The organism is Anaeromicrobium sediminis (assembly GCF_002270055.1).
Lineage (GTDB): Bacteria > Bacillota > Clostridia > Peptostreptococcales > Thermotaleaceae > Anaeromicrobium > Anaeromicrobium sediminis.
In genome coordinates, this window is the sequence record NZ_NIBG01000007.1 from 1 (window position 1) to 14094 (window position 14094).

11 protein-coding genes and 1 other annotated feature are annotated in these 14094 nt (G+C 30.5%); of the genes, 2 read left to right on the forward strand and 9 right to left on the reverse strand.

Translation table 11 applies throughout. From position 1 onward, the window contains the following. Positions 1-504: 504 nt before the first annotated feature. The 3 genes from CCE28_RS09355 to CCE28_RS09365 are packed head-to-tail and all read right to left on the reverse strand — an operon-like array spanning position 505 to position 4153. The gene (locus CCE28_RS09355; protein ID WP_095133280.1) at positions 505-1623 is read right to left on the reverse strand and encodes a tetratricopeptide repeat protein; all 1119 of its coding nucleotides are present in this window, start codon (positions 1621-1623) and stop codon (positions 505-507) included. Between the two features lie 17 nt (positions 1624-1640). Further along, a complete protein-coding gene (locus tag CCE28_RS09360) occupies positions 1641-2378 on the reverse strand; it encodes a hypothetical protein (protein ID WP_095133282.1) in 738 nt (245 codons plus the stop codon). 20 nt (positions 2379-2398) lie between these two features. Further along, on the reverse strand, positions 2399-4153 hold the full coding sequence (locus CCE28_RS09365) for a B12-binding domain-containing radical SAM protein (protein WP_095133284.1): 1755 nt from the start codon (positions 4151-4153) through the stop codon (positions 2399-2401). 194 nt (positions 4154-4347) lie between these two features. Between CCE28_RS09365 and CCE28_RS09370 the strand changes: the two genes are divergently transcribed. Together CCE28_RS09370 and CCE28_RS09375 are read left to right on the forward strand one after the other, a co-directional pair. Then, entirely contained in the window at positions 4348-4836 is a 489-nt protein-coding gene (locus CCE28_RS09370) for a hypothetical protein (protein ID WP_095133286.1), read from the forward strand. Between the two features lie 133 nt (positions 4837-4969). Then, positions 4970-5176: a hypothetical protein gene (locus tag CCE28_RS09375; protein WP_242972947.1), complete on the forward strand. Its 207-nt coding sequence runs from the start codon at positions 4970-4972 to the stop codon at positions 5174-5176. A 45-nt stretch (positions 5177-5221) separates the two neighbouring features. Here CCE28_RS09375 and CCE28_RS09380 read toward each other — a convergent pair whose 3' ends face one another. From CCE28_RS09380 to CCE28_RS09405, 6 genes are all read right to left on the reverse strand, one after another. After that, entirely contained in the window at positions 5222-6094 is an 873-nt protein-coding gene (locus tag CCE28_RS09380; protein ID WP_095133290.1) for a radical SAM protein, read from the reverse strand. A gap of 29 nt (positions 6095-6123) precedes the next feature. Then, positions 6124-7821, reverse strand: a complete 1698-nt coding sequence (gene argS, locus CCE28_RS09385; RefSeq protein ID WP_095133292.1) for an arginine--tRNA ligase — start codon at positions 7819-7821, stop codon at positions 6124-6126. An 85-nt stretch (positions 7822-7906) separates the two neighbouring features. Then, positions 7907-8116: a binding site (T-box leader), on the reverse strand. Between the two features lie 124 nt (positions 8117-8240). Further along, on the reverse strand, positions 8241-8810 hold the full coding sequence (locus CCE28_RS09390) for a GerMN domain-containing protein (protein WP_176461748.1): 570 nt from the start codon (positions 8808-8810) through the stop codon (positions 8241-8243). Then, positions 8761-9270 carry a DUF523 domain-containing protein gene (locus tag CCE28_RS09395; RefSeq protein ID WP_095133296.1) on the reverse strand — a complete coding sequence of 170 codons (510 nt, stop codon included), beginning with the start codon at positions 9268-9270 and terminating at the stop codon, positions 8761-8763. The genes CCE28_RS09390 and CCE28_RS09395 overlap by 50 nt, the downstream gene beginning before the upstream one ends. 10 nt (positions 9271-9280) lie before the next feature. After that, a complete protein-coding gene (locus tag CCE28_RS09400; protein ID WP_095133298.1) occupies positions 9281-11650 on the reverse strand; it encodes an endonuclease MutS2 in 2370 nt (789 codons plus the stop codon). A gap of 11 nt (positions 11651-11661) precedes the next feature. Next, positions 11662-14088, reverse strand: coding sequence for a U32 family peptidase (locus tag CCE28_RS09405; RefSeq protein WP_095133300.1), 2427 nt, complete (start codon positions 14086-14088; stop codon positions 11662-11664). Positions 14089-14094 lie beyond the last annotated feature (6 nt).

The following is a 14094-nucleotide window of genomic DNA, read 5'->3' on the forward strand; positions in this document are numbered from 1 at the left end:
CGACTATTAAATCATATCATTTTTGTTTTTGAAAGTCAAGAACTTTTTTCTTACCACCTCTTGTCTTTCGCAACAACATGATATATCTTATCATTTTTAGTTTACCTTGTCAACACTTTTCCATAAAAAAATCATCAATACTTATTATGTCTGTCTTCTTTCTTTTATATACATAAAAAATATATAGATATAATAATTCTAAGTTACACATACTAATCCCTTTACCCATGAATTAAAATAAACTATAGCTACTTACAAGGGATTATGGATGAAACATTTTTATAAGGTGGAACATGAGTATTCACTTTGCTGCAAACATTTATGAACTTTCTATACTAACTATAAGATATATACTCTATAGTCTGATAGTGACTTACCTTATAAAATATTTTTTATTTATATGACCGAAGTAAGTTCACATAACTATAGCTTACACATAATTTATCTATACTTACTAAAAAGAAGCCATTAGGTTTACCCCTAATGGCTTCTTTATTATTTCAATTAAATTAATTCTAATCTTTTCATACATTCTATAATAATAGGGTCTTCCACATTTCTCTCATAGGCTTTTTTAATGTATTCTTTGGCTAAATCTATTTCACCGAAATTCATATATAAAACACCTAAATTACAAAGTATTTCACTATCCTCTACCTTGATACTTAAAGCTTTTTTAAACATTTTTTCTGCATTATTAAAATCGCCTGTTGATCCATAGCAAAGGCCTAGCTCATTTAATGTATCAACCTGTTGTGGTTTGAAGCTAAGTATCTTTTCAAAGTATTTAATAGCCTCATCCGATTTATTTAATTGTCTATAGGCAAGACCTATGAAGAATAATAAATTCCACCAATCCGAGTATTTTTCTTCTAGTGGCAATAACTTTTCTAGCCCGTCTTCTGGTCTATTGTTCAATATGTAGCTGTAACCTTCTTCATATTGTATTTGCTCTTTTAACTCTTTTAATTTAAATAGTATTTCACCTTTCTTCTCATCATCTATTCCTAGTTCCATACATTCTTCCCAAGTTATTTGAGCCTTTTTAAATAATTGTTTATTTGCATATCTAAATCCTAAATGATAGTAAGCCGGTGCAAAGTCTGGATATTTTTCAATAATTATTTCTAGTGCTTCAATACACTCATCCTTTAGTGCACCCTTATATTTTTTATCTTCAATGACCTCTGATAAATCTTGGCATACTCTAGCATAATTATATAATCCATTAATATTTTCATCATTTAGCATAACTAAGGCTCTGAAAGTTATTAAAGCCTCTTGAAATTTTTTATCCTCTGCATATTTCAAACCTTCATATATTATGTAGTCCTCAATTTTTTCATCAAATTTATATAAAAACTCTCTATATTCCTTGCCATACATGAAATTAGGATCAATCCCTATTACATAGATCATGCCCCTTGCCATACTAGCTACCCTAATTTCATTAGATGCACTACCTTCTTTTATACTTTTTCCCATTTCCTCTACCATCATAGGAATTTGTATTTTTTCTAAACCTTTAAGCTTTTCATTTTTCATTTCTATATCTTTTCTTAATTCTATAAATACCACATCATTTAATCTGTCTTTCAAATATGCTTCTAACCTTTTTTGCATAATTCCCTCCTACAACCTTAATACATATTTCTCATAAACTTTCTCTTTCTTCTAGAAGAATTGTTCAATAATTTAAACAATAGGCCCCTATACACCATAGTAAAAAATAAAATTACTTGACCTAAAATATATCCTACAACATTACCTGCCTTCATGTAAATACCACCAGACAATAAACTATTTATACTTATAAACTTTCCCATGGTCAAATATAATAGTACTCCCAAAATAATATTAGGTACAAACCACTCTACCGCATTTGCCTTTATAAACTCAAAAGAGTATTGTATACTTCCTAAAATATCATATTGCTTTTGATAAATAACTTCTGGTAATGGGTTTAAAACAATAAGTATTATTAAATCCAATATAAGTTTTAGACTCAAATCACCTATACCTATTCTAAGTAAGGGGCTTAAAAACAATTCTATAGTGTATCCTACAAACCAAAATAAAAATACTACTCCATATACTTTAAAAAGGTATACTTTAAATCCATATTTAAACTCATTTAATGTGGCCCTATTGTAAATAACTACACTTTCTATTAAGTATAAGTAATTTGAAAATATGGCACTTTGACCTAAAGCTATAATTATTCCCCCTAGTATGCTAAATATCATAGCTATTCTAAACATAAATATTAAAATAATAGAATAAACTAATCCAACAAATAATACAGGCCAATTATCTTTAAATTTCTTTAGACCTTCGGGAATTATTTTTTTATTGATATTTATCATATCTTCAATCATATTAATCGCTCCCTTGTGTTTTATAATTGAATTTTATAATATATGGACTTGTGAAATACTTTTGTTTTCTTGTCATAGTCAAATAATATTGTTGTTATACTTTCTTCAATGTCCTTGTCATATCCTTTATTTATAAATAATAAAATATCGTAATTAAAGTTTACAATTTCAATCTTTTTCAATATATTCTTAGCAAGTACATTTTCATATTGACTCAGATATTTTCTTATATTTTCTTCATCATGTAAGAAATCATGTATTCTTACATTCATATTATCTATAGTTATTCTCTTAAAAAAGTTTGGTAGACTGCCTTTGTGTTGGCTCATATAGTCAAATTTCAATAGATCTTCAAACAAATCGGCCTTTTCCTTTATTTTTTCATTGTAGAAATCCAATAATATTTTGTATATCTTTTGCTTATTATGAGATACATGAAATAAGCCATTTTCCTGCCAATACTGGGCTAAATCTTCATATAATTTAAATGGACTAGTATAAAAATTCTTAACTATATATTCTACACTATGCCTAAGCCCACCAGAATTATAATAGATTTCTACCATTTCTTCTAAATCCTTTAACTTTAAAATATCCTCATAGGACATATAATCATTTTTAAGTATTTCATAAGGAGCCTCATCCTTATATACATACCCATGCTTTTCTTCATTTACCCTTATGCTTGATCCCTTTAATAATTTTAAAAATCCTAATTGAAGTTGTTCTGGTCTTAAATTATATACATCGTCAAAGGATTTCTTAAATATATCATAGGTCTCAAAGGGAAGTCCTGCTATTAAGTCTAAATGTAAATGGGTATTTTTAAATTCGGATACTCTTTTTACAACCTTACTCAATTTTTCAAAATTCACATTTCTATCTATTTCTTTTATAGTAGCATCATTAGTAGATTGAACCCCTATTTCAAATTGAAATAATCCTTCCCTTACATCTTTTAGGAATTCCATAGTTTCTTCATCTATTAGATCTGCCGTTATTTCAAAATGAAAATTAGTATGTCCATTATCATTCTCTTTTAAGAATTTCATAATATGTAAACTATGCTTTTTATTTGCATTAAAAGTTCTATCTACAAATTTCACTTGCCTTACCCTATTCTTTAGAAATATTCCTAGGTCCCTCTTTACTCTGTCCATAGAAAAAAATCTTACACCTCTTATGGTAGATGAAAGACAATAAGAACAGTTATACGGACATCCCCTAGAACTTTCATAATATATTATTTTATTCTCATATTCACTTAGATCATCATCATAAGGGGATGGAATCGAGTCTAGGTTTCCTATTAGGGGCCTTTCCTCATTTACATATATTTTACCGTCTTCTTTATATGCAATACCAGCCACATGTTTAAAGACTTCACCTTTATTTTGTTTTTCTAAGAACTCTTTAAATGTTTCTTCTCCTTCTCCAAACATAACATAATCTACAGATGGATTCTGACTCATAACTCTCTCAGGATCAAAACTTACCTCAGGGCCTCCTAGGGCTATTATCAGGTTAGGATTTACCTTTTTTAGATTTTTACATAGAATCAAAGTTTTCTCTATATTCCATATGTAACAGGAAAAACACACAATGTCATATTTTTTCTTGTAAATCTCTCCTAATATATAATCCATATTATTGTTTATAGTATATTCTTCTATAAACACATCCTCAAATTCATTCTCAACATAAGTCTTAAGATATCTAAGTGCTAAAGTAGTATGAACATACTTTGCACTGAGTGTAGTAAGTAAAACCTTCATATATTCTTTCCTTTCTTCTATCTAATAATATTATTCTCAACATTTTATACCTTTTTTAATCACAACTTCAAATTATAACACATGTGGCCTTGTTCACAAAGATGCTTTTTCCCACCTAGGCCATTTTCTAAATATTCTGAGTGGAAAACTTCTTTTGTGGTATAATATAACTAAATAAGTGTGAGGTGATTTATATGACCCTAGCTTCTAGTAGATTATTGAGACATGAAATTTGTATTGAACAACTAAAAAAAACCGGGGCTGAGATAATAGATTTTGAAGGAGTAATGTTTTTTGTAAAGTATAGGATAGGAAAAATAGGCATTGTTTACTTATATCATCGTGGCACTGATAATACATACCTTCTTGAGAGAGTCAAACCCTATTCCATGTTAATAAATCAATATAGACAGGAAGAAGAAGTAGTAACTGCCATTACTAACGACATTGATCAGTTTAGAAATGCAGCCAACAGTAAAAATTTCCCAGATTTTTTAAGTATAGATCAGGATTTCACAAAGCTAGTTAGATACTTTGAGGATTTATACCTTTATTATAACATTGATAAAGAAGATTTAACTTTAATGAAGGAAGAGATAAAAAAAGTAGTTGATTTAATTTTAGACATAAAAAATAGGAGTAAAAGAGTATATTACAAAACAGAACCTAAAAGTTTCAAATAATCTTTTGATTTTGTCACTATTCATGGTAAAATTTTGTTATACTCCAAAATTTTCTGCATTATTTTGTCAAATTATCGTATATAATTGGAGTATATATAAGTTTTATTAAAAAACTCTTAGAAAATATGTTAGGATGGTGACTTGGGTGGAAACATTTAATAAAATTACAATTGAAGAGATTAACAAAAAAGATCTTCTTATGATAATCGAAGCTCTTGATTATACAGGAAAAAACACAAATAATCAGGAATTTATAGATTTAAAAGATAGTATGTTAGGTCAATTATGTTCGTTAGCAGAAACTAACGAGGAAGATTTTCTAAGTTTATTACAAAAATAATCAAAGGGACATGGAGTTTTACTCTCTGTCCCTTTTATTTATATATTATAACCTTCTAAACAACTCTTCCTTCACATCATATGGTCTTTTTAAATTTTCATCTAATATGTTTATTAGATTTTGTTTATCTTCAGGTAAAGTTCCTGCTAAAGACACATAATTAGATGCATGATTACTTCTAAATACACATTTTTCATCTATGTGTAAATTTTCTATTAATATTTTAGTTTCTCTCATGACCTCTTGTGGTGATAATAGCTTAAACTCTCCCCTTTGAACTTGATCATATAATTCTGTTCCCTGTTGTATCAATAGGGTAAGTAACCCTACATAATCCGGTTGAATTTCATTTATAACCCTTGCAGACTCTATGGCATGTTCCTCAAGGTTTTCATCACTACCAATTCCTGAAATTAAAGTGGCCGATAATTTTATTCCAGCTTCAATCATTTTCTTTCCAGCCTCAATGATTTCATCACTAGTAACGCCCTTTTTAATATACTTTAGAATTTTGTCACTACCCGATTCTATACCTAAGTATGCAATACCAAGGCCTAAGGACTTTAATAACTTTAATTCTTCTACACTTTTTCTTATAATATCCTTTGGTGCAGAATATATTCCTATTCTTTCACACTCAGGAAAAAGTTCTTTTATTTTTTCAAGAATTGCTTTTAAGTCTTCTGTCTTTAATGCCAAGGCATTCCCATCAGCTAAAAATATTCTCTTTATCTGAGAATAATGACTTCTAGCCATTTGTAGATCTTCAAATATTTCATCTAAATTTCTTTTTCTAAACTGTTTCTCCTTATACATACTACAAAATGTACATTTGTTATGGGAACAACCTATACTAACTTGTAATATATAACTGTATGCCTCACTAGGAGGTCTATAAACACTTCCAACGTATCTCATATTTAATCCCCCAATTGTATTTTCTTTAATTACATCTTAATAGGTGCTTTTATTCCTAATAGGGCTAAACCATTTTTAATAGTTTCTTTTGCCGCATATACAACAGCAAGTCTAGCCTTCTTAGTTTCTTCATCATCTACTAGTATTGGTGTTGCATGATAGAAACTATTAAAGTCTTGAGCCACATCCACAATATATCTAGTTACTATTGACGGCTCATTTTTTCTAGCTGCTTCCTTAACTACTTGTGGGAATAACTCTATAGTCTTTAATAAGCTTATAGCTGCACCATCAAGTAAAGAGAAATCTATATTAGAAGTTACTTCCATATCTGCTTTTCTAAGCACGCTACACGCCCTTGCATGGCTATATTGTACATAAGGACCTGTCTCTCCCTCAAAGTTTAATGTTCTATCCCATGAGAAGGTATAATCTTTAATTCTATTGTTAGATAATTCTTGGAACATGACAGCTCCAATCCCTACAGCTTTAGCCACTTCTTCTAAGTTTTCTAAATTAGCATTCTTTTCTTTCATTATTTCTGTAGTCTTTTCTACTGCCTTTTTAAGTACGTCTTCTAAGAAAACTACTCTACCCTTTCTAGTAGACATAGTTCCTTCTTCTAATGCTACCATTCCAAAAGGTACATGGATACAATCATGAGCCCACTCATGACCCATAAGTTCAATCACCTTAAACCATTGTTGGAAATGTAGATTTTGTTGAGAACCTACCACATAAATGTTCTTGTAGAAGTCATAATGATTTTTTCTATAAATAGCTGCAGCTATATCTCTTGTTATATATAAAGTAGAGCCATCACTTTTTCTAATTAATGCTGGTGGCATATTAAACTCTTCTAAGTTTACTATATCTGCCCCCTTTGATTCTTCTAATAAATTCTTTTCATTCATTTCATCTATAACAGCAGGCATTTTATCTGAGTAGAAACTTTCTCCTGCATAAGAATCAAACTCAATACCAAACATATCATAAACCTTTTTAAATTCTTTCAAACTCACATCTCTAAACCATTGCCACAATCTCTTAGCTTCTTGGTCACCTTCTTCTAACTTTTTAAACCAAAGTCTAGCCTCATCTTCTAATTCTGGTTTTTCTTCTGCTACCTCGTGGAACTTAATATATAACTTAAGTAATGTTGGAATAGGATTTTCCTCTACTTCTTTCTCCACACCCCAAGCCTTAAAAGCAACTATTAATTTACCAAATTGAGTTCCATAGTCTCCTAAATGGTTTATACTAACTGTATCATATCCTAAGAAATCATATATGTTCTTAAGGGCATGACCTATAACTGTAGTTCTAATATGACCTATGTGAAATGGCTTAGCTATATTAGGAGATGAGTATTCTACTATAACAGTTTTATCTGATCCCATATCTGATGAACCGTAAGATTCTTTTTTATTAAACACTTCTGTTATTATACTCTTAGCGAACATAGTATTATCCACAAAGAAGTTTACGTATCCGCCAGCATTTTCCACTTTAGAAAAACCTTCTACTTTTCCAATTTCATTCACCATATCCTGAGCTATCATATTAGGGGCTTTTCTAAATATTTTTGCCAGTCTAAAACACGGAAAAGCATAATCCCCCATATCACTATTAGGTGGTATCTCTATCATTTCTAATATTTCATTTTCATTTAAATCTTCTATTTTCCCTGCTAAAATTTCTGCCACTTGCTTTTTAAAATCTAACATTTCATATCCTCCTTATATTTTATAAAGACCTCAGTCTATATTAAAAACATCTAAAAATTACAAAAAACCCCCACCTCTTATAATACAAAGAGACGAGAGTTATCCCGTGTTACCACTCTTATTGGTACTTATGTACCCACTCTACGCCCCGTTAACGGAGGGCTTCCGTTTCACCTACTAATTTTCAGTAAAAATCTCAAAGGTGCGCTTGGGTCTTAGCATAGCATCAGGCTCTCACCATCCCTGATTCGCTTTAGCATTATCTAAAACTTACTTTCCTTTTCCTAGACATAATTTCACTTATTATTATTCTGTATCGTTTATTAAATTATCACAATTTTTTATGTAAATCAAGACTTTTGTTATGATTTTTTTAATAAAAAGCTTTAGCCAATTGACTAAAGCCTTTTATTAAGTGTTTACTTATCTGGATATAAGTTATCAAAATACTCTAAGGGAGCTTTTATTTTTACTCCCCCAATATTTTCAACTACTTTACCTTCAACTAAAATTTGTACCTTTTCATTTCCAGGTAAAATAGTCAGAGAATTTACTATGGATGCAATTAATAATTCAACATCATCTTTAGTTCCTTTAAAATTATTAAATTCCTCTGATAAATTTACAGTTACTAAAGGTCCTTCCTTTTCAATAGACAATACATTAGTTCCCTTTGGAATTGGATTTTCATATTCTCCAAATTCTTTAAAGTTTATTAATTCATTCATAACAAACTCTTCCATAGTCTTTCCTTCTAGTTTTGCATCATCTTCTTTTATAGTATATCTCTCATCAAATAGATAAGGCATATTTCTATTTTTTAAATAAAGAACATAATTTACATCCTTAGCTTCTTCTTTTACAACTTCCTCTTGTGCCGGTACTTCAGTGTTTACTTCTTGTTTTTGTTCTTCCTTTTTTCCACACCCTATAAATAGGCTAGTCGCCATTGTTAGCATGCAAATTCCTAGAATTATTTTTTTCTTCATCTTTAGTTCCCCCTTTAATGTGATAGTTGTCCTCATTATGCACAATTATGCCATGCTTTTTCAAAAGAGCCGAAGTAACTCCATCACCCCTTTTCTTTTTTCCAGAAAAGGTTCCATCATATACAAAATTTGAACCACAGGACGGAGAGTTTTCTTTTAATATGACCTCTTTAACATTATATAATTTTGCAATATGAAGAGTTTCATAAGCACCCTTTAAAAACTCCTCTGTTTTATCTTCTCCCCTTTTATTTAAAACCTTCCCACATCCATCTATAACCTCCCCTGTACTATGAATTATTTCACAGGGTATTCTGGGAGTAGGAAGACCTCCTAACTGTTCAGGACATACTGGTATTATATTTTTTCCCTTTGCTAATTCTAATATATCATATTTTAGGTTGTTTTTTCCATTATATTTACAATTTACACCCAAAAGACATGCACTTATTAAAATCATTTTTATTCTCCTATTTTAAAGTTACTATAGTAGCTCCAGTTCCACCTTCACTAAAACCACCAATTCTAAACTTATCCACGTGCTTGTGCTTCTTTAACAACTGGGTAATACCTGCTCTTAGTATCCCCGTTCCCTTACCATGGATAATAGTCACTTCTGATAAATTGGCAATATAAGCATCATCTAAATATTTATCCGTTTCTACTAAAGCATCTTCTAGGTTTTGTCCCCTTAAATCCAAACTAGTCTTTACATTTGATTGTTTAGATTTATAGATTTTACCTATTCCGCTTTTCTTAACAGACTTTTTCTTGTTCTTATCCTTTTGTAGATTCTTCACATTAACATTTATTTTCATTATTCCTGCTTGTACAGTTAAATCTCCATTGGCATCTGGTTTCGTTAAAACAGTTCCTTGCTGATTTAACGAAAGGATTATAACATCATCTCCAACCTTTACATCCCTTGGAGTTAAATTGCTAAGTTCCGTATTTAAATCAAGACCATCTTCAAGTCCATTTAAACTAGTTCTTAACTTCTTTCTCATCTCTTCTATTTTTCTATTCTTATCTTTCTCGCTTTGAGCATTGTGAAGATCTCTTAATTCTTTTATTATGCTATCGGCTTCTTCCTTTGCTTCTCTTAATAACTTTCTTGCTTCTTCCCTTGCTTCCCTTAAGACACTTTCCCTTTGATGCTTTAATTTGTCCTTTTTAGTTTCGAATTGTTCCTTTTCCTTCTCTATTTGAATCTTTAATCTAGCAGCCTCGTCCCTTTCTTCCTGAGCAACCCTTTTATCCTTCTCAATAGTCTGAAGTATTTCTTCAAATTCAATATTTTCTCTTGTAAGTAAGGTTCTAGCCCTGTTTACAATGTAATCACTCAAACCTAATCTCTTTGATATTTCAAAGGCATTAGATTTTCCTGGAACTCCAATTAAAAGCTTGTATGTGGGACTTAAAGTCTGTACGTCAAATTCCACGGAAGCATTTTCTACTAAATCTGTAGTTAAGGCATATTCCTTAATCTCCGTATAATGGGTAGTAGCTATAGTCTTACTCTTAAAAGAGGCTAAATAGTCTAATATGGAAATGGCCAGTGCTGCCCCTTCTGTCGGATCTGTACCTGCACCTAATTCATCTAATAAAACCAGGGCATTTTCCTCCACGTGGTCTAGTATATCTACAATATTGCTCATATGACCTGAGAAAGTACTTAAGCTCTGTTCGATACTTTGTTCATCACCAATATCTGCAAAGACCTGTTTAAACACAGACATTCTTGTTCCATACTGGGCAGGTACATGTAGTCCACATTGGGTCATTATGGTTAAAAGTCCTACAGTCTTTAGTGTTACAGTCTTACCACCCGTATTAGGACCTGTAATAACTAAAGTATTAAATTCGTCTCCAATCCATATATTACTTGGTACAACGGTCTCCTTATCAAGTAATGGATGACGACCATTTTTGATTCTTATAAAACCATAATCATTTACTTCTGGCTCTATGGCATTCATATGTACTGCTAATTTTCCCTTTGCAAATATGAAATCTAACTTCTTTAATATTTCTTGATTAGCTAATATTTCGTCCTTTTTATCTGCCACCATGACCGTAAGTTCTAATAATATTCTTTCTATTTCTGATTTTTCTTGAAGCTTTAATTCCTTTAGTTTGTTATTAAGTTCTACTATGGCCATAGGCTCTATAAACAAAGTAGCTCCTGATGAAGATTGGTCATGGATTAAGCCTGGCACATTGGCTCTATATTCTTGCTTTACAGGTATAACATATCTATCGTCCCTCATGGTTATTATACTATCTTGAAGGTACTTTTGCTTTGATGTGGAAGATATCATGGAGTTTAATCTACTTCTAATAGCACCATTTTTATTTTCAATTTCTCGTCTTATATGTTTAAGTGTTGATGATGCATTATCAGAAATTTGATTTTCACCAATTATACACATATCAATCTTATCTTCTATATACTTAAAAGTATTAAGAGCACCAGTGTAACCACTTAAACGTTCATAGGCATTATCCTCACTAGCTTCCTTTATAAAACTTCTCATCCTTCTAGCAGCCCTTAGGGTATCGCATACTTCTAATAGCTGACCTGTATATAGGGCAGATCCAATTTCAGCCCTTTTAAGATACATTAATAGATCATGTATTCCACCTAAATTAGGATTTCCTCTTCTTATAATCAAACTAGTGGCCTCTGCCGTTTCCTCTTGCATGTTTTTTACCTCATCTATGTGAGTAGACGGCTCAAGCTTGTCTACTAAGTCTTTACCTAAACTAGATGTGGCCTTTGACTTTAACATTTCTTTAATTTTTGGAAATTCTAGTACATTTAAAGTCTTTTTATTCATGTTCCCTCTCCTTACTCTACGCCTCTAAAGAAATGACCTTTTGTTATTCCTTTATTTTTTACTGCATATATTTTATCTCTACATTGGTCTATTTTGCCATTTATAACCCCAGTGTATATATCCATTATGTCTTTCACTTCTTCCCTTGATTCTGTAGTAAAGTCTAACCTTAAATTTCTTCCTCCAGATTTAATTATCTTATTTAAGTCTTCTGCCACAAACAAAGGAATTCCATTTAGTATTTCTACCTTGCATTCCTCGTGGATTCTAATAGGGAATTCAGCTTTTAATTTATCTTTTAAGTAAAAACTATCTTTCCTACATTCACCACATACCCTTTGTATATCTTCCTTTTTAGTTAAGGCATGTATAGGACAGTATTTGCTAATCATAAGTGGTGCTCTTCCATATACAATAATTTCACACCCATTATAATATTGTACTATATCTTTTATCTGTTTTAAATTAAGTTCTAAGGATAGGGTAAATATTTTCACATCCTCTTCCTTTAAAAACTGAGCAGTATTTTTATTAAATACGTTTATAGAATAATCACAAAATATATTCTTTTTATTTTTCTTTATCATATTTAAAGTGCCCATATTACCTGCCATGGCACAGGAATTATTTTTTATTACATCTTCTATGTTTTCTAATTCTTTATCTGATGTAATCCTAAAAAAGGCAGGTATGATTTTTTCTTTTCCCAATTTTATGGCATCTTTTAAGGAATTCATATGGTCATAATATATTCTATCCACATCATATTTTAAAATTTCTTTTAGTTGATCTATACTAGAACATTTAGCACTAATACTAATTTCATCAACATGGACCTTTTCATATCTATTTAAATAATCCTTTAATTTCTTGTTAAAGTCATCTTCCCTTACATAAACTCTGTCTTTTATGACTTTTCTTAGATCCGTCAATTTATCTATAGTGATTCTTCTTAGTTCATTTAATAGGGATACGGGAAAACTCACATTAGGATCTAACTCCATGTTTAAATCCACAAGTTCGTAGGCAGTACTTTTTAATTTATTTATTTGTTTATATACCCTATCTTCACCTATAGGCCTGTTAATAGCCTTCTCTCCTATTTTATCACTAGATTCATTTACATAGTTCCCATCATCATCCCATAGGCATAACTCTAGTTTTTCTCCAATTTTACCAATAAATTTCCCATATATATTTATCTTTTTATTATGTCTTTCATAAGTGGATCTAGCTTCCCCAAGTAATTTTTCATCTAATATTTTATATACTTCATTACCCACTTGAGCTTTTTTATTAAAATCCAATTCAACCACTTGTTTACTTGTGGCCTTACCTACTAATTTATTATTTACCTTCATATTGTTTATATGTAATTGAGGATTATCCTTATTTGTGGCCCATATTTCTATCTTATCTTTTTTATTTAAATTTTTTTCCAATTTGATTTTTATTTTATTCTTCTTACTATCATAAGACACTACTTTTCCTAAATAAGTTCCACGATTACTAGGTTTCTCAAAACTCATTAATCTTTTACCACTTTCACCTAGGACATATCCCTTGGTAAATTTCCTGTTGAACATTTGTTTAACATTATTTAGTGCCTCTTTGTTATTCTTAACCTCTTTATACTCCTCATAATAATCTATATATTCCCTATAGGTTCTTATTATAGTAGCTACATATTCAGGTCTTTTCATTCTACCTTCGATTTTTAAAGAAAAGTTACCAACCTTTAATATTTCATCTATATTTCTTAGAACATTTAAATCTCTAGGACTTAATAAATAATTACCTACTTTACTCTTTATTTTCCCATTAGAACTTAATAAATCGTATTCTTTTCTACATGGTTGGGCGCATCTACCCCTGTTACCACTTCTTCCACCTATCATACTACTCATTAAACATTGACCTGAATAACTTACACATAGGGCTCCGTGTACGAAAATTTCAATATCTAAATCTGTATTATCATATATGTATTTAATTTCTTTTATATCCATTTCCCGAGCCAAAACCACTCTTTTAAAACCTATATCCTTTAAGAATTTCACATCCTCTAGATTATGGGCTGTCATCTGAGTACTAGCATGTATTTCAAAGTCAGGTAGCAAATCCTTAATCATTTTTGCCACACCTAAATCTTGGACTATTACAGCATCTATACCTATATTATATAAAAAGAATACATACCTTCCTAAGTCCTTCATTTCTTTATCTAATATTAAAGTGTTTATAGTTACAAATACCTTTGCATTTCTAACGTGACAATATTCAACAGCTTCTTTTAATTCTTCTTCATCAAAATTATTTGCACTCTGTCTAGCATTGAATAATTTCCCACCTAAATAGACCGCATCTGCTCCATTTTCTACTGCTGCTTTCAGACTTTCCATACTCCCCACAGGAGCCAGTAGTTCTACTTTATTCATTAGTTT

Excerpts from the sequence above, each read along its gene's own strand:
- argS (WP_095133292.1), bottom strand. The coding sequence starts at position 7,821 with ATGTTAGATTTTAAAAAGCAAGTGGCAGAAATTTTAGCAGGGAAAATA.
- CCE28_RS09370 (WP_095133286.1), top strand. The coding sequence starts at position 4,348 with ATGACCCTAGCTTCTAGTAGATTATTGAGACATGAAATTTGTATTGAA.
- CCE28_RS09390 (WP_176461748.1), bottom strand. The coding sequence starts at position 8,810 with ATGAAGAAAAAAATAATTCTAGGAATTTGCATGCTAACAATGGCGACT.
- CCE28_RS09375 (WP_242972947.1), top strand. The coding sequence starts at position 4,970 with ATGGTGACTTGGGTGGAAACATTTAATAAAATTACAATTGAAGAGATT.
- CCE28_RS09360 (WP_095133282.1), bottom strand. The coding sequence starts at position 2,378 with ATGATTGAAGATATGATAAATATCAATAAAAAAATAATTCCCGAAGGT.
- CCE28_RS09380 (WP_095133290.1), bottom strand. The coding sequence starts at position 6,094 with ATGAGATACGTTGGAAGTGTTTATAGACCTCCTAGTGAGGCATACAGT.
- CCE28_RS09395 (WP_095133296.1), bottom strand. The coding sequence starts at position 9,270 with ATGATTTTAATAAGTGCATGTCTTTTGGGTGTAAATTGTAAATATAAT.
- CCE28_RS09365 (WP_095133284.1), bottom strand. The coding sequence starts at position 4,153 with ATGAAGGTTTTACTTACTACACTCAGTGCAAAGTATGTTCATACTACT.
- CCE28_RS09400 (WP_095133298.1), bottom strand. The coding sequence starts at position 11,650 with ATGAATAAAAAGACTTTAAATGTACTAGAATTTCCAAAAATTAAAGAA.
- CCE28_RS09405 (WP_095133300.1), bottom strand. The coding sequence starts at position 14,088 with ATGAATAAAGTAGAACTACTGGCTCCTGTGGGGAGTATGGAAAGTCTG.
- CCE28_RS09355 (WP_095133280.1), bottom strand. The coding sequence starts at position 1,623 with ATGCAAAAAAGGTTAGAAGCATATTTGAAAGACAGATTAAATGATGTG.